Source organism: Tabrizicola oligotrophica, assembly GCF_011008935.1.
Taxonomy (GTDB): domain Bacteria; phylum Pseudomonadota; class Alphaproteobacteria; order Rhodobacterales; family Rhodobacteraceae; genus Tabrizicola_A; species Tabrizicola_A oligotrophica.
In genome coordinates this window covers 233,121-252,520 of sequence record NZ_JAAIVJ010000004.1, presented here as the reverse complement: position 1 = coordinate 252,520, position 19,400 = coordinate 233,121, and the positions used below count along the sequence as shown (strand labels likewise).

17 protein-coding genes and 1 riboswitch are annotated in these 19,400 nt (G+C 65.6%); of the genes, 13 read left to right on the top strand and 4 right to left on the bottom strand.

From position 1 onward, the window contains the following. Together G4Z14_RS09750 and G4Z14_RS09745 are read left to right on the top strand one after the other, a co-directional pair. The coding region (locus G4Z14_RS09750; protein WP_164625161.1) for a COG1470 family protein at positions 1-2,474 on the top strand (2,474 nt) is incomplete at its 5' end. A 37-nt stretch (positions 2,475-2,511) separates the two neighbouring features. Further along, entirely contained in the window at positions 2,512-6,168 is a 3,657-nt protein-coding gene (locus tag G4Z14_RS09745; RefSeq protein ID WP_164625159.1) for a hypothetical protein, read from the top strand. A gap of 61 nt (positions 6,169-6,229) precedes the next feature. On the opposite strand, the gene G4Z14_RS09740 is transcribed toward G4Z14_RS09745, so the two are convergent. Beyond that, positions 6,230-8,008 (bottom strand): CAP domain-containing protein, encoded by a 1,779-nt coding sequence (locus G4Z14_RS09740; protein ID WP_164625155.1) that lies wholly within the window; start codon positions 8,006-8,008, stop codon positions 6,230-6,232. A 501-nt stretch (positions 8,009-8,509) separates the two neighbouring features. Between G4Z14_RS09740 and ffh the strand changes: the two genes are divergently transcribed. The 8 genes from ffh (at position 8,510) to trmD (ending at position 14,477) form a co-directional block, all read left to right on the top strand. Beyond that, positions 8,510-10,015 carry a signal recognition particle protein gene (gene ffh / locus G4Z14_RS09735; protein WP_164625153.1) on the top strand — a complete coding sequence of 502 codons (1,506 nt, stop codon included), beginning with the start codon at positions 8,510-8,512 and terminating at the stop codon, positions 10,013-10,015. Continuing rightward, positions 10,012-10,554: a GNAT family N-acetyltransferase gene (locus G4Z14_RS09730; RefSeq protein ID WP_164625152.1), complete on the top strand. Its 543-nt coding sequence runs from the start codon at positions 10,012-10,014 to the stop codon at positions 10,552-10,554. Before ffh ends, G4Z14_RS09730 begins: the two co-directional genes overlap by 4 nt. Continuing rightward, on the top strand, positions 10,551-10,847 hold the full coding sequence (locus G4Z14_RS09725; RefSeq protein ID WP_164625150.1) for a chorismate mutase: 297 nt from the start codon (positions 10,551-10,553) through the stop codon (positions 10,845-10,847). Before G4Z14_RS09730 ends, G4Z14_RS09725 begins: the two co-directional genes overlap by 4 nt. A 51-nt stretch (positions 10,848-10,898) precedes the next feature. Next, positions 10,899-11,252 (top strand): 30S ribosomal protein S16, encoded by a 354-nt coding sequence (gene rpsP, locus G4Z14_RS09720; protein ID WP_164625148.1) that lies wholly within the window; start codon positions 10,899-10,901, stop codon positions 11,250-11,252. 63 nt (positions 11,253-11,315) lie between these two features. Next, positions 11,316-11,834 (top strand): ribosome maturation factor RimM, encoded by a 519-nt coding sequence (gene rimM, locus G4Z14_RS09715; protein ID WP_164625146.1) that lies wholly within the window; start codon positions 11,316-11,318, stop codon positions 11,832-11,834. Positions 11,835-11,866: 32 nt separating this feature from the next. Next, positions 11,867-12,790 carry a hypothetical protein gene (locus G4Z14_RS09710; RefSeq protein ID WP_164625144.1) on the top strand — a complete coding sequence of 308 codons (924 nt, stop codon included), beginning with the start codon at positions 11,867-11,869 and terminating at the stop codon, positions 12,788-12,790. A 1-nt stretch (position 12,791) separates the two neighbouring features. After that, on the top strand, positions 12,792-13,592 hold the full coding sequence (locus tag G4Z14_RS09705; protein ID WP_164625142.1) for a sulfotransferase family protein: 801 nt from the start codon (positions 12,792-12,794) through the stop codon (positions 13,590-13,592). Between the two features lie 69 nt (positions 13,593-13,661). Continuing rightward, positions 13,662-14,477, top strand: a complete 816-nt coding sequence (gene trmD, locus G4Z14_RS09700) for a tRNA (guanosine(37)-N1)-methyltransferase TrmD (protein WP_227751631.1) — start codon at positions 13,662-13,664, stop codon at positions 14,475-14,477. Between the two features lie 67 nt (positions 14,478-14,544). On the opposite strand, the gene G4Z14_RS09695 is transcribed toward trmD, so the two are convergent. Both G4Z14_RS09695 and G4Z14_RS09690 read right to left on the bottom strand, forming a co-directional pair. Continuing rightward, entirely contained in the window at positions 14,545-15,618 is a 1,074-nt protein-coding gene (locus G4Z14_RS09695; protein WP_164625140.1) for a hybrid-cluster NAD(P)-dependent oxidoreductase, read from the bottom strand. A gap of 1 nt (position 15,619) precedes the next feature. Further along, positions 15,620-16,852, bottom strand: a complete 1,233-nt coding sequence (locus G4Z14_RS09690) for an aromatic ring-hydroxylating oxygenase subunit alpha (protein ID WP_164625138.1) — start codon at positions 16,850-16,852, stop codon at positions 15,620-15,622. A gap of 108 nt (positions 16,853-16,960) precedes the next feature. Further along, positions 16,961-17,161: riboswitch (cobalamin riboswitch) on the bottom strand. Between the two features lie 386 nt (positions 17,162-17,547). On the opposite strand from G4Z14_RS09690, the gene rplS reads away from it, so the two are divergent. From rplS to G4Z14_RS09675, 3 genes are all read left to right on the top strand, one after another. After that, positions 17,548-17,922, top strand: coding sequence for a 50S ribosomal protein L19 (rplS, locus tag G4Z14_RS09685; RefSeq protein ID WP_164625136.1), 375 nt, complete (start codon positions 17,548-17,550; stop codon positions 17,920-17,922). A gap of 11 nt (positions 17,923-17,933) precedes the next feature. Further along, positions 17,934-18,155, top strand: coding sequence for a 50S ribosomal protein L31 (gene rpmE / locus G4Z14_RS09680; protein ID WP_164625134.1), 222 nt, complete (start codon positions 17,934-17,936; stop codon positions 18,153-18,155). A gap of 239 nt (positions 18,156-18,394) precedes the next feature. Next, positions 18,395-19,204: a division plane positioning ATPase MipZ gene (locus G4Z14_RS09675; protein ID WP_164625132.1), complete on the top strand. Its 810-nt coding sequence runs from the start codon at positions 18,395-18,397 to the stop codon at positions 19,202-19,204. On the opposite strand, the gene G4Z14_RS09670 is transcribed toward G4Z14_RS09675, so the two are convergent. Beyond that, entirely contained in the window at positions 19,161-19,340 is a 180-nt protein-coding gene (locus G4Z14_RS09670; protein WP_164625130.1) for a hypothetical protein, read from the bottom strand. The genes G4Z14_RS09675 and G4Z14_RS09670 overlap by 44 nt on opposite strands. Positions 19,341-19,400 lie beyond the last annotated feature (60 nt).

Sequence of the window (19,400 nt, the reverse complement as noted above, 5' to 3'; positions counted from 1 at the left end):
GCGGGATCTCGATCCCGGTCGGCGGCAGCGAGACCTGGACGGCGAGCTATGCGGTCGATCAGGCGATGATCGACTCCGGCGCGGATATCGCGAACACGGCGAGCTTCGACCCGGCGGAAGCGGATGCGCAGTCCGACGACGCCACGACGACGATCAGCCAGACCCCGGGCTTCTCCATCGTGAAGGACGTAGATACCGCGACGCTTTCGGCGCCCGGCACGCTGACCTATACGATCACGGTGGCGAACACCGGCAACGTGACGCTGACGGAGGGCGCGCTGAGCGACAGCCTGCCGGTCGACTTCGGCGGCGCGGCGGTGAGCGGGATCTCGATCCCGGTCGGCGGCAGCGAGACCTGGACGGCGAGCTATGCGGTCGATCAGGCGATGATCGACTCCGGCGCGGATATCGCGAACACGGCGAGCTTCGACCCGGCGGAAGCGGATGCCCAATCCGACGACGCCACGACGACGATCAGCCAGACCCCGGGCTTCTCCATCGAGAAGACGGTGGATCAGGAGGTTGTGACCGAGGCAGGAACGGTGAGCTATACCATCACCGTCACCAATACCGGCAACACCTCGCTGGTGAACGGCGTTCTGACCGACAACCTGCCAGTGGTCTTTGACGGCGACGCCCCCGAGCGCGAAGCAGTCTCGATCCCGGTGGGCGGCAGTGTCACCTGGACAGCAACCTATGCCATCACGCAGGAGATGATCGACGCGGGCGAGGATATCGTGAACACCGCGACCTTCGCTCCCGCTGGTCTGGAGCCACAAAGTGCGGTGGCGGTGGTCGGTGTCGCGGCGTCGTCTTCGTTCAGCATTGTGAAGGACGTCGACACCTCCGCGCTTTCGGCCCCCGGCACGCTGACCTATACGATCACGGTGACCAATACCGGCAGCACGACGCTGACCGGGGGCACTCTGACCGACAGCCTGCCGGTGGTGTTCAGCGGTTCCAGCCCGGCCTTGACGGGGGTGTCGATCCCGGTCGGCGGCTCGGCGGTGTGGACGGCGAGCCATGCTGTGGATCAGGCGATGATCGACGCCGGCGCGGATATCGTGAACACGGCGAGCTTTGCGGCCACTGGCGTGTCGCCACAAAGCGATGATGCGGTGACGACGGTGACGGCTGCGCCGCAATTCACCATCAGCAAGGTCGCGGATGACGACGAGGTGGACGTGACCGGCCAGATGCTTGGCTATACGATCACAGTGGCCAATACCGGCAATGTCGGCCTGACTTCGCCGGTCCTGACGGATGTGCTGATCCAGCAAAGCACCTCCGGGGACATTCCGCTCAGCCTGACGAGCGGTCCGACACTGGCCTCTGGCGATGCCGACAGCGATGGTGTGTTCGATGCCGGCGAAACCTGGATTTATCAGGCGACGGTCGAAGTCACGGCGGAAATGCGCGAACGCGGGCGGCTCAGCATCGTGAATACCGCGAGCTTCGACACGGCCGAAACCGGCCCGCAGTCCGACGATGCGGTGACGGCTGTCATCATCGACCAGACCAACCCGGCCGAGCAGCCCGACTACACGATCGAGAAGACCTCGTTGCGGGTGAACGTGCGGCAGGGTGAGCTGGTGCCGTGGCGCATCGAGGTGACCAACAACAACCTGACCACGACGCGCACCATCAGGGTCGTCGACCGGCTTCCCGCGGGCTTCGTGTTCCAGGACGGTTCGGCGACGGTGAACGGCAGTGCTGTGACGCCCAGCGTGACCGGATCGCATGTCACCTTCAGCGGAGTGGTGATCGCCCCCGGCGCGACGGCGACGATCGAGCTGTCGTCGCTGGTCACTGGCGGGGTCAAGCCCGGCACCTACACCAACTTCGCCAATATCGTGCGGCCGTTCCAGCAAGCCTCGGCGAATGTGACGGTGCAGGCGGAACCGGTGTTCGACTGCGGCACGGTCATCGGCAAGGTGTTCGACGACAGGAACCAGGACGGTTACCAGAACAAGGGCGAAACCGGCATTGCCGGGGCGCGGGTGGTCACGCTGCGGGGTGAACTCATCACCACCGACCAGCACGGCCGCTTCCATGTGCCCTGTGCTGACCTGCCGCGCGACATCGGCTCGAACTATGCTCTGAAACTGGACACCCGGTCGCTGCCCTCGGGCTATCGGTTGACCACCGAAAATCCGCGGGTCGTGCGCCTGACGGCGGGCAAGATGACCGAGGTCAACTTCGGGGTGTCGATCACCCGCGTCGTGCGCATCCTTGTGGCTGACAATGCCTTCGTTCCCGGCTCCAACGCGCCGAAGGACGATTTCGTCAAGGCCATCAGCCGGACGGTCGCGGCCATCCTGGACACGCCCTCGGCGGTGCGCATCACCTATCAGATGGCGGGCGAAAGCCGCGCTGTCGCCCGGCAGCGGATGACCGCGGTCGAGAAGGTGCTACGCAACTACTGGCGTGGGAACGGGCGATACAAGCTAGTGGTAGAAAAGACCATGAAGTGATATGGCCTGTGAGTATTGAGGATCGAGGATTATTGCCATGCCGAAAGTGAACTATCGCAAGGTGTCTGAACCCTCTGCCGGGGCCAGTTTCTGGTCGGCTGGAACGGCGCTTCGCCGCCGTCTGGCCTTCACAAGCGCCATGGCGATCGCGCTGGCCGCAGGGCAAGGTCTGTCGCAGGACGGCGGGCTGGCCGTGCCGCCGCTGACCCCGGTGGAAGGCTGTGCCCTGGTGGACGGTCGCCTGCCGGAAGGCTGTGTTCACTCCAGCGCGGGGACGGTGGTGTCCATGCCCGCGGGGGCCAATACCGAGGGCGATGTCGCCAGCGGTCCTCTGGGGGAACAGGGCTACTCGATCATCATTGACGCCCCGGGTTCGGGTGGTCCGGCGAAGATCATTGCCGGGGCGCCTGTCCGGGTCGCCAACGACCTGCGCACCATCGACGAGACGCTGGCCGCGGCCGGTGTCTCGGTGACCTTCGACCGGCTGGGCGCGAAGCAGCGGCTGGCGGTTTCCACCAATGACCTGCGGCGCAGCTATGCGGCGGGGGACAGCGTGGTGTTCCGGTCTTCCAGCAACTATCCCGCCTATATCGCCAAGTCCGAAGTCCGCATCGTGGACCGGCGCGACCCGGGCCGGGTGATCGCCGTTCTGCCGGTGTCGCCGAACGGCACGGCGGCGTGGAATGTTCCGGCCGATGGCACCGCCGACATGGCCTACTCGCTGCGGGTCTATGACAGCGTCGGGCGCTATGACGAAACGGTGTTTCTGCCGATCTCGCGGTCGAGCCAGCGCCTGGCCAGCCCGGTTCTGGACGGGTCGATCATCGCCGCAGGCGAGGGCGAGGACATGACCCGTCGGCGCTCCATCCCGGTGAATGGCGGCGCAGTGACGATTTCGGCCGACAATGTTCCCGCCGGCTCGACTGTGATGGTGATGGGCGAGGCGGTTCCTGTGGATGCGGGCGGCGCCTTCGTGACTCAGCGCATCCTGCCGCCCGGTCTGCAACAGGTGCGCGTCGGCGTCGGCGGGCGGGACTTCAGCCGCCCGGTCGAGATTCCGCAAGAGGACTGGTTCTACTTCGCCATGGTTGACCTGACCGTCGGCAAGAGCGACGGCGAAACCTATGAGCTTGGCCGCGTCGCCGGCTATGCCAAGGGCACCATGGCCAATGGCGTCACGGTCACTGCGGCGATCGACACGCGTGAGCAGGAGCTGGACAACATCTTCAACGATCTGGGGGCCAAGGAACCGTCCAGCGTCCTGCGCCGGATCCAGGACAACGATGTCTACCCGACCTTCGGCGACGACTCCACGATCATCGAGGATGCGCCGACCTCGGGCAAATTGTATCTCAAGGTGCAGAAGGACAATTCCCATCTGCTCTGGGGGGATTTCAAGAATGCGGATGACGGCACCAGCCTGATCCGCAGCGACCGGACGCTGTATGGCCTGCAGGGCGTGCATGAAAGCGTCGGCCAGACCGCCCATGGCGAACCGCGGCTGCGGGTCTCGGCCTATGCGGCGCAGCCCGATCGTCTGGCACAGCGCGACGTGCTGCGCGGCACCGGCGGCACCACCTATTTCCTGCGCCGTCAGGACATCCTGACCGGCACGGCGACGCTTTACATCCAGATGCGCGATCCGGTCACCGGGCTGGTGGTGCAGACCCGCCGTCTGGTGGAGGGGCAGGATTACGAGATCAACTACTTCCAGGGCGTCGTGATCCTGGCGCAGCCGCTCTCGACTGCCGCCACGTCGGGGGTGGTGAGCGACCGGCCGCTGGGGGACTATGATCTCGATCTCGTGGCGCAATATGAATATGTGCCGACGGTCGGCAATGTCGACGGCACCTCGGCCGGGCTGCGCGTCGAGGGCTGGGTGAACGACAGCCTGCGGCTCGGCGCCAGCGCGCAGCGTGAATCCACCGGGCTGGCCGACAACGACCTCGTTGGCGTCGACATGCTGATGCGGCGCAGCGACAAGACCTATCTTTCGGCGGAATACGCCCGCAGCAAGGGGCCGGGCTTCGGGTTCGACCAGTCGCTGAACGGCGGTCTGGATTACCTGACCGATCCCACCGCCGGCATGGTCGGCCGTCCGGCACAGTCTGTGCGGGTCGAAGGCCGCGCCGATCTGGCCGAGATCACCAACGGCCGGGCCGAGGGCTATGTGCTGGCCTATTACGACGAGAAGGAGCGGGGCTTCATCTCGCCGGATTACAACATCGCGCAGGACCAGAAGGCCGCCGGTCTGGAGGGCGAACTGGTGCTGAACCCGTCGGCCCGCCTGACCTTCGGGGTCGAAAAGTTGCGGCGCGGGGCGGCCGAGGATCGTGAGGATGGCCGGCTCGGCGTGATCTACGACATCAACGACCAGTGGCAGGCCGAAGCCGAAGTGGCGCATACCGACCGCTTCGACCCGAGCGCCGCGCCCCGCTACAACGGCACCCGCACCGATGCCGCGGTCCGGCTGACCTATACCCGCGACGAAGACCTGAGCGCCTGGGTCTTCGGTCAGGCCACGCTAGATGTTACCGGCGGCCTGCCGAAGAACAACCGTGTCGGCTTTGGCGTCAAGGCGCGGCTGACCGAACAGATCACCTTCGACGGCGAGATTTCCGACGGATCGCTGGGCGGGGCTGGTCATGCCTTGGTGACCTATGAGCCGAACGCGGCGACCAGCCTGCACATGGGCTATCGGCTGGACCCGATGCGCCGGTTCGACGGCACGGGCTTCCCCGGTGACGATGGCGGGGTCTGGGTGGTTGGCGGCCAGTCGCGGATCAGCGACAGCGTCACCCTGCGCGCCGAAAACACGCTGGACCGCAAGGGCGACACCCCGTCGCTGGCCAGCGCCTATGGTGTCACCTTCACGCCGAACGACCAGTGGACCTATGACGGCAGCGTGTTCTACGGCGAGTCCGAAGATCCCTCGACCGGCGTTTTCAAGCGCCGGGGCCTGACGATGGGGGTGCATTATGCCGAGGGCGAGCGGCTTCAGGCCGGGGTGAAGGGCGAATTCCGCCGCGAAACCTCGACGTCCAACCCGGCGCTGAACCGCAAGACCTGGGGTCTTTCGGGCTATGCGCGGATGCAGATCAACGACGCGACCCGCTTCCTTGCCAATATCGACGCGCTGGTTTCATCGTCGGATCAGACCTCGCTGCGTGATGGCCGCTATATCGAGGCCAATCTCGGTCTGGCCTATCGCCCGGTGGACAATGACCGGCTGAACCTTCTGGCCCGCTATACCTACCTTTACGATCTGCCCGGCCCGGATCAGGTCAACTTCGAAGGCAACCTGAACGGCCCGCGCCAGAAGTCGCATATCCTGTCGATCGACGCCAATTACGACGTGACGCAGGAAGTGACGATCGGCGGCAAGCTGGGTTATCGCAAGGCAAAGGTGGCCGATCGTGGTGCGTCGGCGTTCACCGACAGTACGGCGACGCTTGGCGTGCTGCGGATGGATTATCACATGGTCCACAACTGGGACATTTCCGCCGAGGCCCGCGTGATGCGGTTCCATGAGACCGGCGTGACCGAAAAGGCGGCGGTGCTTGGGGTCTGGCGGTACTTCGGCAACAATGTGAAGGCCGGGGTCGGATATCAGTGGGGCAAGGTCTCCAGCGATCTGCGCGAGATCGAGGGCGGCAAGGAAGGCGCCTTCCTGAACATCGTCGCCACATTCTGAGCCGACGCAAGCCGGACAAGGCAAGCGATGCCGCCCCGGGGTTCAGGGCGGCATCGCCGTTTCAGATGATCTGGATGTAGCTCGACAGGTCGCCGGCGCTGGCCACGTCGAGAAGGGTGATGGTCGAGCCATCCGCAAGCGTCAGCACCGTATCGCCGTGCTTTTCGGTGATCAGGATGTCGGCCAGACCGCCCGCGCCAAGCTGCTCGGACGAGATCTTCAGCAGGTCCGCGCCGGTGTCGAAATCCAGGATCGTGTCATGGCCCGAGTTGAAGCCGAAGACAAAGGTGTCGGCCCCGCCGCCGCCCTGCATCTGGTCCGATCCCCAGCCACCCTCCAGCCAGTTGTCCGCCGCATCGCCATAAAGCCGGTCGGCAAAGTCAGAGCCGATGACGCCTTCGACCTGCTGGATCTGGTCGCCCGCCGCGTAGCCGCCCGTTGCGCTGCGGCCGTCCAGATAGACGATCACGCCCCCGGCGGCGTCAGTGTAGTCGACAAGGTCATACCCCGCGCCCCCCCGGATGACGTCGCCGCCCTGCCCGCTTTCGAACCGGTCGTCGCCGTCGCCGCCCAGCAACGTGTCCCCCCCTCCGAGCCCGATCAGGATGTCGCCACCGCCGCCGCCGACAAGAAGATTTCTCCCGTCGTTGCCGGTCAGCACGTCCTTGAAATCTGAGCCGACGACGCCGTCGATGCCGTAGAGCTGGTCTCCCTGCGCCGCACCATAAAAGCCGGTGCCGCGGGCAAGCGACACGTCGACCCCGGCGGTGGACTGGCCATAATCTGCAATGTCGAAGCCGACACCGCCGCGCAGGACATCCGCCCCGTCGCCGCCGAAGATGGTGTCATCCCCCAGCCCGCCCCACATGCTGTCCTGCCCGGCGCCGCCGGTGATCCGGTCTTCGCCGTCCTCGCCGCGCAGCAGATCATTGCCGCCTTCGCCCGCGATCCGGTCCGACCCGCCGCCGCCAAACACCTTGTTGTCCCCCGAATTGCCCTCAAGCGTGTTGGCGACGGTATTGCCGGTGAGATACAGGTTGTTGGTGCCAAGCAGCTTGCCCGAGGTCAGGCCGGACAGCAGCGTCAGATCGCCCGAGGCCGCGACGGCCTTGTTGCCGATCAGGTCGAGCTTGATGTTTTCCCCCTTGAAGTTGACCTTCATGTTCAACGTGCCCGCGGCGGTTTCGGCGCGGATCGTCTGAAAGCCGGTCGCACCCACCGCGATCGCATAGCCACCCGCCGAGGCGGTCACGCCGCTTGATCCGGCGACATGCAGGTCAATCCCGCCCCGGCCTTCCCCGACCGAATAGAAATCGTCGCCATCGCGGTCGACATAGGCCACCCCTGTCAGGAAGGCGGTCAACTTGTTGCTGACGAAGTTCTGGGTGATGAGCGAGGCATCGTAGCCGTCGAAATCGCCCGTGGCCTGCCCGATGCCAACTTCGCTTGCCGCCGCGCGGAACATGTTCAGCCGGTGCAGCGCGCTGTCAAACAGGCTTCGGTGCTGGGCGATGATGGCCGACGTCTGGTCCAGCGTGCCGCTTGACGCCCGGAACGAGATGTTCTCGCTCCATGTGCCGCTGTCCTCGATATCAAGCCCTGTCGCCAGAATCCGGTCCCCGGTGTCAGAGCCTTCCGCCCCGGTGTGGCTGATGGTCTCGGTCTCCAGCATCCAGGCGCTGTGAGAATCGGCGGCTTCGGTCAGGTGGGCATTCAGGGCAAGAGGTTGGTAAGAGCTTGTCGAAATGCGGATTCCATCAAGGCCTTCGTTCAGATCAATGCCCAGCCGCGCCGCCTCGGCGGCAGGATCAAGGCGAGCCCGATTGATGAGTTCGATCATCAATTGCTCATGAGCACTCGTAGACATATCGTTCCCCAGGTGACAGCAGCGTCACCCGACAGGAGGCCTGCTCAATCTGGCCCAATCGTGGACATGGCGGGGTGGGGCGAAGAAAAATTGTCGGGAAATATGGCGAAAATGTGGAGCCAGCCCCTTCCGCCCAGATTTCGCCGGGTTTCGCCAGCCGCGTGATTGCCATTTCGCGCGGAACCTGCAGATTGTTTCCAAGGCATTGATCGGGTGATGCCTGTCGCAGATCGGTCGCGGGCCGTGTGCCCCCTCCCGCCGACGGTCCGCCGCCTTGCCCCGCCTTGACTCCCCTGCGCTTTCGGCGTATCCGCGCCCCTGAATTTCCCGGAGGCTCATGCTTCCGGTCCTTTGCCCATTGCGAAGGATCGCCACCTGCCAGCGCGTTGCGCCCGCAGGTGCCGTTGCGCTTTGGGCTTGGGGAACCCTGTCCGCCGTCCCATATGGGGCAAAATCGCATGATGAGGTGCGCCGATGTTTGAGAGCCTTTCCGAACGCCTTGGGTCCGTCTTTGACCGGCTGACCAAGGCCGGCGCGCTGTCCGAGGCCGATGTCGACGCCGCGCTGCGCGAGGTGCGCACCGCGCTGCTGGAGGCCGACGTTTCGCTGGCCGTGGCGCGGGATTTCATCAAGGCGGTGAAGGCCAAGGCCACGGGGCAGGCGGTGACGAAGTCGGTCACGCCGGGTCAGCAGGTGGTGAAGATCGTCCATGACGAGCTGGTGCATGTGCTGGCCGGCGAGGGCGAGCCGGATGCGCTCAAGATAGACAACCCGCCCTCGGCCATCCTGATGGTCGGCTTGCAGGGCTCGGGCAAGACGACAACCACGGCCAAGCTGGCCAAGCGCCTGAAGGACAAGAACGGCAAGAAGGTGCTTCTGGCGTCGCTGGACACCAACCGCCCGGCCGCGATGGAGCAATTGGCCATTCTGGCGGGGCAGGTGGGTGTTGACAGCCTGCCGATCGTCAAGGGCGAAACCGCGGTGCAGATCGCCAAGCGGGCGAAAACGCAAGCGACCCTTGGCGGCTATGACGTGGTGTTCCTCGATACCGCCGGCCGTCTGCACATCGACGAAGTGCTGATGGACGAGGTTCAGGCGGTGCGCGACATCGCCCAGCCGCGCGAGACGCTGCTGGTGGTCGACGGCCTGACCGGTCAGGACGCGGTGAACGTGGCGACCGAGTTCGACGGCAAGGTCGGGATTTCCGGCGTCGTCCTGACCCGGATGGACGGCGACGGCCGCGGCGGCGCGGCGCTGTCGATGCGCGCCGTGACCGGCAAGCCGATCCGCTTTGTCGGTCTGGGCGAAAAGATGGACGCGCTCGAGACCTTCGAGGCCGAGCGCGTCGCGGGCCGCATCCTTGGCATGGGCGACATCGTGGCCCTTGTCGAAAAGGCGCGCGAGACGTTTGAGGCCGAGCAGGCCGAGCGCATGGCCAAGCGGTTCGCCAAGGGTCTGTTCAACATGAACGACATGCGCAGCCAGCTGGATCAGATGCTGAAGATGGGCGGCATGCAGGGGCTGATGGGGATGCTGCCCGGCATGGGCGGTATGGCCAAGAAGGCCGAGGAGGCCGGCTTCAACGACAAGATGCTGAAGCACCAGATCGCGCTCATCAACTCGATGACCAAGAAGGAACGCGCCAACCCAGACCTTCTGGCCGCCAGCCGCAAGAAGCGCATCGCGGCGGGGGCAGGGCTTGAGGTTTCGGAGCTGAACAAGCTTCTGAAGCAGCACAAGCAGATGGCCGAGATGATGAAGAAGATGGGCAAGGGTGGCATGATGAAACAGGCCATCAAGCAGATGATGGGCAAGGGAGCCGGCGGTGGCATGCCCGACATGTCCAAGATGAGCCCGGCCGAGCTGGAAGCGGCGGCCAAGGGCATGAAAGAGGGCATGGGCATGGGCGGCGGTTTCCCCGGCATGCCGCGCGGGATGGGCCTGCCCTCGGGTCTGTCGGGGCTGATGAAGAAGAAATGACTCAATCCGTCGCGCCTGCGCTGGTCGGAGTGCCCGTTCTGGAAACGGAACGGTTGCGCCTGCGCGGGCCGAAGGCGTCGGATTTCGAGCCCTTCGCCGCCTTCCTGCAATCGCCGCGCGCCGCCTTTGTCGGCGGCACCGTGCCGCGGGTGCAGGCGTGGCGGGCCTTTGGCCATCTGACCGGCCATTGGGTGCTGCGCGGCTATTCGATGTTCATCATCGCCGACAAGGCGACCGACGCAGCCCTTGGCATGTCCGGCCCGTGGTTCCCCGAAGGCTGGCCCGAGCCGGAAATCGGCTGGTCGGTCTGGGCGCCCGAGGCCGAGGGCAAGGGCGTGGCGTTCGAGGCGGCGGCGGCGGCGCGGGCCTGGGCCTATGAGACGCTCGGCTGGACCACGGCGATCAGCCTGATCGTCGATGGCAACACCCGCTCCGAAGCCTTGGCCCGCCGCATGGGCTGCACCCTTGAGGGCGCGTTCACCCATGAGGTTTACGGCAAGAGCCGCATTTTCCGCCACCCGCCAGCGAGGACTGCATGAACGACGCCACCACCCGCGCCGCCGAAGTGCTGAAAGAGCATCGCCAGTCGATCGACCGGCTCGATGCCATCCTGGTCTATACGCTGGCCGAGCGGTTCAAGCACACGCAGGCCGTGGGCAAGCTCAAGGCCGCGCACGATCTTCCCCCGTCCGATCCGGCGCGCGAGGCGCGGCAGATCGACCGGCTGGAGAGACTGGCCGAGGAAGCCAACCTCGACCCGGAATTCGCCAAGAAATTCCTGACCTTCATCATCAGTGAAGTCATCAGGCATCACGAGAAACTGCAGAAATAACCAAACCCGGCGGACTGAACCCCGTCAAACGAAACCTGAAGGAGACTACCCATGGCTACCAAAATCCGTCTTGCCCGCGGCGGCTCGAAGAAGCGCCCGTTCTACTCGATCGTCGTGACCGACTCGCGCATGCCGCGCGACGGTCGCTTCCTGGAAAAGCTCGGCACCTATAACCCGATGCTGGCCAAGGACGACGCCAACCGCGTGGTGATGAACGTCGATCGCGCCAAGGAACTGCTGGCCACCGGCGCCCAGCCGACCGACCGCGTTGCCCGCTTCCTGGAAGCAGCTGGCGTTCTGGCCAAGAAGACCCGTTCGAACCCGAAGACCGGCACCCCCGGCAAGGCCATGGCCGAGCGCGCCGCCAAGAAGGCCGCCCGCAACGAAGCCCCGGCTGCCGAATAATCCCGGCTTGCGCTGGCCCCTGCAACACCGGGGGCCAGCGGTTTTCCCGCAAAGGATCGGACCATGACTGACCGCATCTGTGTCGGCGTCATCGGGGGCGCTTTTGGCGTGACCGGAGAGGTACGCCTCAAGTCGTTTTGCGCCGAACCCACCGCGATTGCCGATTACGGCCCCTTGTTTACCAAGGACGGCAGCCGCAGCTTTGCCTTGAAACTCACGCGTCCGGTGTCGGGCGGGTTTGGCGCGCGGCTGTCTGGCGTCAAGACCAAGGAAGAGGCCGACGCGCTGCGCGGCACCGAATTGTTCGTTGACCGGGCCCGGTTGCCGAAGCTGCCGGATGACGAATTCTACCATTCCGACCTGATCGGACTTGCGGTGCTGGACACCGGCGGTGTGGCCCTGGGCCGGATCATCGCCGTGCATAACCACGGGGCGGGCGACATTCTGGAAATCAGCGGGGCGGAACTGATTGCCGCGGGGCGCAAGTCACCCCTGATGCTGCCCTTCACCCTTGCCGCCGTGCCGACGGTCGATCTTGCTGCCGGCCGGATCATCGTCGATCTGCCTGAGGGCCTTGACTGAGGCTCTGGACTAAACCGCGCCGCCGCGCTTTGATGGGCGAAAAAGGTAAGGCGGGCATGAACAACCGGCTGAGGCTCTTGCAGGGCGCCACGGCGCTTTTGTATTTCGGGCCGCTTCTCGCGGGGCTTGGCGGTTTCGGCTGGAGCGTCATCCCGGTCTTCGTCGTGATTTTCCTCTTGTGGCTTTTCATCCTGCGTCCGCAGGACTGGCCCCGCCGCCCGTCCGGCTGGCTCCGCCCCGAGGCCCAGACCGCGTTTCTGACCCAGGGGCTTGTGCAGGTGCTGCTGGTCGCGGTGAGCTTTGGCATCGGGCGCGGCATTGGCGGGGTGCTGGGCGCCGCGCCGCGGTTTCCGCTGATGTTGCCGCTCGCCATTTCCTTCCTGTCGATCCCGCTGGCCCGGATGATCTGGGACCCGTGGCAGGCCGAGGCGGTGAACGACCTGCTTGACGGGGCTGTGGCGCAGATCGGGCCTGCGCGCGTGCTGGCAGTCTCGCCGGCGCGGCTGGCGGCCGCGGGGCGCATGGTGGCCACGCTTGACCGCTTGCCGCAAGACAGCCCGCCCGACGAGCTGCGGCGCCACCTTGCGGCCATGACCGCGCAGGTTGGGCCCGAGGTGCTGCGGGTGGCGCTGATGGATAAGGTCGGTGACGGCAGCGCCGGCGCGCTGCATCGCCGGGCCGCGGTGGTCCATGCCACCGACGGCGCGGTTGCCGATGCGCTTGCGGGCTCTGCCCATGCCGCGACGCTGTTTCAGCACCTGTCCGACCCCGAGGCGCTGCGGCTTTTCGCCCGGCGCTGTGCAGTGATGATCGGCGAAAATCCGGCCCGCCGTGCCGATTGCCCCGCCCCCGCAGAGGCGCGGGCGGCCGCGCAAGCGGTGCCAGAGGTCGCGGAAGCCCTGCATGGGCTGGCCATGGTGCTTGAAGCCGCGCCCCAGCCCGCAGGGCGCGGCTGACATGCGCATCCTCCTGCACGGCGGCTTCCACAAGACCGGCACCACCAGTCTGCAGGCGGCTCTGGTCGCCCATCAGGCGGCGCTGGCGGCCCGGCTGCATGTCGAGACCCTGCGCCACACGCCGGGCCTGTCCCGCGCGACCGAGGCGGCACGGGCCTATTCCCTGCATCCCGACGCGCTGGCCTTGGAGCACGCCATGCAGGACTGGGCGCTGGCTCTGCCAGACCTTGGCGGGCGCGATCTGGTGATCTCGTCCGAGGATTTCGCGGGCCACATGCCGGGCCGCCATGGCCTGACCGACTATCGTGCGGCGATCACGACCCTGCCCGCCGCGGCGCAGGCATTGGGCTTGCGGTTTCCCGGCGCCGAAATCGTGGTGCTGCTGACCACCCGCGAGGCGACGCAGTGGCTGCGCTCGCTGCACTGGCAATTGGCGATCCATCCCGAGCTGATGATGAAGCAGCGCCGGTTCTGCAAGGAATTCGTCGGCGCCGCGCACTTTGACTCCGTGACCGGGCCGCTGGCCAAGGCGCTTGACGGCGTGGCCCGGCTGGAAGTCGTGGCGCTGGAAAGCCTTGCGGAGCGGCGCCTCGGCCCGGTTGAAGCGATCTATGACCTTCTGGAGCTGTCGCATGCCCTGCGCCAGGGCCTTCCCGGCCTGCCGCGCCGCAATGCCCGCGTCGCTGAAGACCTGGCCGACCAGTTCGTCCTGCTGAACCGCGCGAAACTGCCGCCGGCAGAGTTGCGGCGGGCGAAATCGGCGATGCAGGGCGTAATGCTGGCCTTGGAGGACGAGGACTGACCGCGGCCCCTTCCCGCAGGCGCGCGACGAGGGTATGAACCCGGCCAATCGCATCCGAGAGGCCCGCGCATGTCCGATCCCATCGAGCCAACCCCGCCCGCGCGCAAATCCCATGGCCGGTTGCAGATTTCGGCCAGCCTGAAGCCGCGCGTGCTGATGGAGGAACCGATGCTGCTGAAAGGCGCATGGGTGGCAAGGATCATCACGCTGTTCCCCGACGCCTTCCCCGGCACGCTGGGCCTCAGCCTGACCGGCAAGGCGCTGGAGATGGGGCGCTGGAGGCTTGAGGCGCTGGACCTGCGGACCTTCGGTCTTGGCAAGCACCGCAACGTGGATGACACGCCGGCGGGCGGCGGGGCCGGGATGGTCCTGCGTGCCGATGTGGTGGACGCGGCGCTGAAGGTCGCCGCCGACGGCACGCCAAAGGATCGTGCGCGCTGGCCGGTGATCTACCTCTCGCCGCGCGGCAAGCCCTTTACGCAGGCCATGGCGCGGGACTGGGCGGCGGCAGAAGGTATTACGCTGCTGTGTGGCCGGTTCGAGGGCGTGGACCAGCGCGTGCTGGACCATTGGCAGATCGAGGAGGTCTCGCTTGGCGACTTTGTGCTGACCGGCGGCGAGATTGCCGCGCAGGCCATGCTGGATGCCACGGTGCGGCTGATCCCCGGGGTTCTGGGGAATGCCGAAAGCATCGAGGAGGAAAGCCATTCCCACGGGCTTCTGGAGCATCCGCAATACACCCGGCCGCAGGAATGGGAGGGGAGGGAGATCCCGGCCGTTCTGACCAGCGGCGACCACGGCAAGATCGCCGGATGGCGCCGGGCCGAGGCGGAAAAGCTGACCGAGGCACGCCGCCCGGACATGTGGGCGAAACGACAAGGCTAACTCGTCGGGCACTTCGTGCTCTCCTCGCGACAGGCGACGAGTGCACGAAGTGCTCGAGGAGTGCGGGTCAGACCGCGACTTCCACGCGGCCCAGGGGCCGCGAGCAGCAGGCCAGGATGAAGCCTTCGGCGACGTCGTCGTCGCTGATGCCGCCGTTGTGGACCATATGCACTTCTCCGGCGGTCTTTTTCACCTTGCAGGTGCCGCAAAGGCCAAAGGTGCAGCCCGAGGGGATGTTCAGCCCCGACCGCTTGGCCACCGCCAGAACGGTGTCAGTTTCGTCACAGGCCGCAGTGATGCCCGAGGCGGCAAAGGTGATCTCGGCCGCCGCGCCAGCCTCTGGCGTCACATCGTTCAGGTCCGGCGCTTCGGCCTCGTCATGCACCGGGGCGCCGAAGCTCTCCTGATGGTAGTGCGCCATGTCATAGCCGAGCGAGGCCAGCATCTCGCGCACCGCCTGCATGAAAGGCTCCGGCCCGCAGCAGAACACTTCGCGGTCGAGATAATCCGGCGCCATCAGACCCAGCATGATCTGGCTGAGACGGCCCTGATAGCCATGCCAGGTGCGGAACGGGTCGGGTTCCTCGACGGTGAAGCGCAGCTTCAGCCCCGGCACGCGGTTGGCGAAATTCTCCAGCCGCTCGCGGAAGATGATCTCCGAGGGATGCTGTGCGGCATGGACAAAGGTGATGTCCGGCATTTCGCCGGAATCCCAGGCCCAGGTCGTCATCGACATCATCGGCGTGATGCCCGAGCCTGCCGAGATGAACAGGTATTTCTTCGCCGGGTGGCGGTGGAAGCTGAAAATCCCTGCCGGGCCATAGGCCTTGATCTTCATCCCCGGCTTCAGGTGGTCCAGCATCCAGCGCGTGCCAATGCTGCCTGCCTGCGCCTTGACGGTGATCGAGATCGACAGCGGGCGCGAGGGCGAGGAGGAAATCGTGTAGGTGCGCTGCACGTTGCCGCCCGGTACCGGCAGGTCCAGCGTGATGAACTGCCCCGGCTGGTAGTCGAACCACGCGCCCGACGGCGCGCGGAAGGTGAAGCTTGCGGTGTCGGCCACATCGGGCACGACCATTGCACATTCCAGCCACTCGGCATCGGTCCAGGGCTGGCCGGACCAGTTGATCTGCGCGCCCATCTTATTCGGCCGCCATCGGTCGTGCGGGCATCAGGTGCCGCGTCATCGAAGCGCAATACCAGTCGATGAACTGCGCCACGCCGCTTTCCTGATCCGGGGAATAGGGGCCGGGCTCATAGGCGGGCGACAGGATGCCCTTCTGGTTTTCCTCGACCACCTGGCGGTCCTCGTCATTGGTGGCCTCCCAGACTTCGGTCAGGCGCTTCAGGTCATAGTCGCGGCCTTCCACCGCGTCCTTGTGGACAAGCCAGGTGGTGACCACCTCGGTTTCCGTCGGGCTGATTGGCAGCACGCGGAAGTTCAGCACATGGTCCGACAGGAAGTGGTTCCAGGTGTTCGGGTAGTGGAAGAACAGCAGCGAGCCGGCATTGGCAAAGGGCATGGCCGGCAGCCTGGTCGAGGCGGCCTTGCCATCCATCGTATAGCTGACCGCCGCGCCGACGAAGGGGATGCGGACCAGACGCCAGTTTTCCTCGGGCGAGATCAGATAGCGCGACGGCAGGCCCGCCGCCTCGCAGCGTTCGACATGCGCGGCGCCGACGGGCGAGGACAGGCTGTCATCGCCGCCGACAAGATGGGGATCGTCGTTGAAGGTGCGGCAAAGCGCGGGGTGGGCCCCGGCACAGTGATAGCACTCGCGGTTGTTTTCCAGCACGAGCTTCCAGTTGCCGTTTTCCACGATGCGCGACTGGAAGGCGACCTTGAGGTCCCCCATCCCATGCGGCGCCGAATAGCGGTCGGCCGCAGTCTTGACCGGCGCAAAGTCGGGCGCGGTTTCGGCCACGCAGACAAAAACCATCCCGGCGGCAACCGCGCAATGCACAGTCTTCAGCCCATGGTTGGCGGGCTTGAACTCGGGGCCCATCTCGCGCGCCCACATCAGCTTGCCGTCAAGGTCGTAGGTCCATTGGTGATAGGGGCAGACAAGCTTGACGGTGGTGCCCGAAGTCTTGGCGCACAGGCGCTGGCCGCGGTGACGGCAGACGTTGTGGAAGGCACGGATCTCGCCGTCCGACCCCTTGACGATCACCACGGGATAGGCGCCGAGTTGCAGCGTGGCATAGGCCCCGGCCTTCGGCAGTTCGGCGGCGGAGACGGCAAAGATCCAGTCCTTGTACCAGATCGCCTCCAGATCGGCCTGAAAGACGCCGGCGTCGCAGTAAAGCTCGCGCGTCAGGGAGTGATAGGGGCGGCGCGTGGCGAATTGCACGGCAATTTCGGCTTGGTTCAGCATGAGACCTCGCTTTCCCCGGCCATCCCGCCGGGGGTGTTTCAGATGGGGACGAAGGGCAAAGGGGCAACCGGGCAGCATGGGACCAGAGCCGCCCAACCGCCCGCCGCGGGTGACGTTTCCTGCAAGGCTGGTTTCCGGGCTTCGGGGTGGGGGCCTTGCGGCCCGGGCATGACGCCTTCCCAGGGCCTGCAGACCCCAGTGGCTTTCGTCACGCCGCTTTCCCGTTACCGTTGCGGGGGCAGCGCCGGCCTTGAACCGGCTTCCCAATTCTCCGCTGTCGCCAGCGGCACCTTGCAGAGCTGACGATACGCGACATGCAGGTCCGGCATATCGCGGCGGCGACCTTGGCGCGCGAAAATCCGACAGAGCGTGTCGTGAATTACAGATTCATCTTTCCGCATCGCGGTCCTGCGCCCCACAGGCGCCCTTGTCTTGTGCAGCAACCTGCACGGCACTTGACCCGCCGGCGCCCTTTGCCTATACGCCGCCTGTCCGGGACCCGTGGTCCAACGGATGCGATTCCCTTTGCCCGCCTGCCGGTTCCTTCGCCCGGCCCCTGGGGCAGCGGGGCGCGAACAGACAAGGCATGCGGCATCTCTGGCGGGCTTACGGTTGTAGGGACCCGGATAGAAGACCAGAAGCTCTGACGCGGGCCATCACCTCTGCGGAACCGCCGCAGGCACATGGAGACAGGCATGAACCTGATCGCACAACTCGAAGCCGAGCAGATCGCTGCGCTTGGCAAGAAGATCCCCGACTTCAAGGCCGGTGACACCGTCCGCGTCGGCTACAAAGTGACCGAAGGCACGCGGTCGCGCGTCCAGAACTACGAAGGCGTCGTGATCGGCCGCAAGGGCGGCCTGACCATCTCGGCCTCGTTCACGGTCCGCAAGATTTCCTTCGGCGAAGGTGTGGAGCGGGTGTTCCCGCTTTACTCGACCAACATCGATTCGATCGAAGTGGTCCGCCGCGGGCGCGTGCGTCGCGCCAAGCTTTACTACCTGCGTTCGCGTCGCGGCAAATCGGCCCGTATCGCCGAAGTCACCAACTACAAAGAAAAAGCTGAGTGAGGAGAGGCGCCATGAAAGACGGCATTCACCCCGACTATCACTTCATCGAAGTGAAAATGACCGACGGCAGCACTTTCCGCACCAAGACCACCTGGGGCAAGGAAGGCGAGACCATGTCGCTCGACATCGACCCGTTGTCGCACCCGGCCTGGACCGGCCAGACCGCCAAGCTGATGGACACCGGCGGTCGCGTGTCGAAGTTCAAGAACAAATACGCGGGCCTCGGCTTCTGAGCCAAGCTGCCAGCACGACCGGATCGGGCGCCTTCGGGCGCCCTTTTCCATTGGCGAGGGCGGATGGCTCCCCTTCGTCGCCCCCCACCCCCGGCCCCTCCCCACGGTGGGGGAGGGGAGGCGCCTGTGCTGCAGAGGTTCGACGGCTGTCTTTCCCCTTGCGAAGGGGAGTTCCCTTCGGTAGCGGGCGTCCTATAGTCGGCAAGGCCCCTGCAGAGGGCCGCAAGGGGGAAGCTTTCGTGGCCTATATCATCGTTGTCGGGAACGAAAAGGGCGGGTCGGGCAAGTCGACCACCTCGATGCATGTCGCCACCGCTCTGGCCCGGATGGGGCATCGGGTGGGGGCGCTGGATCTTGACCTGCGACAGAAGAGTTTCGCCCGCTATGTCGAGAACCGCTCGGCCTTCCTGAAGCGCAGCGGCCTTGAACTCAACAGCCCGGATTATCGCGATTTGCCCGAGGCCGAGGCCGCCGGCCTCCAGCCCGGCGAGAACCCCTATGACGCGCGGCTGTCGGCGGCGGTGGCGGCGCTGGAGCCGATTTCGGATTTCATCATCATCGACTGCCCCGGCAGCCATACCCGGCTGTCGCAGGTGGCCCATTCGCTGGCCGATACGCTCATCACGCCGCTGAACGACAGCTTTGTCGATTTCGACCTGCTGGCGCGGATCGACCCGGAGACGGGCAAGGTGAAAGGCCCGTCGATCTATTCCGAGATGGTGTGGAATGCACGGCAGCTGCGCGCTCAGGCTGGGCTGAAGCCCATCGACTGGATCGTCCTGCGCAATCGCCTTGGCGCACAGGCCATGCACAACAAGCGCAAGGTGGGCGCGGCGCTGGAAGATCTGTCACGCCGGATCGGCTTTCGCGTCGCGCCCGGTTTTGCCGAGCGCGTGATCTTCCGCGAGCTTTTCCCGCGTGGGCTGACGGTGCTCGATCTCAAGGACACCGGCGTTGATCAGATGAACCTGTCGAACGTCGCCGCCCGGCAGGAAGTGCGTGAGCTCATGAAAGAGCTGCGTCTGCCGAATGTGACGATTGACTTCTGAAGCAATTGCCGCGGACCTGCGCCCGCGCTTCGCGGCTTTCGATGCGCGTCAGGCGCAGATCGAACATATCGCATTCGGGCAGGGATTTCTGGGCGAACAGCCCGAACCGTGCAAGGAGGGGGTACAGCCGGGACATGATGGCCTCCTTTTGCGTCTTGTCCATACAACCTTACGGTGCGCTTGGGCAAAATCGTGA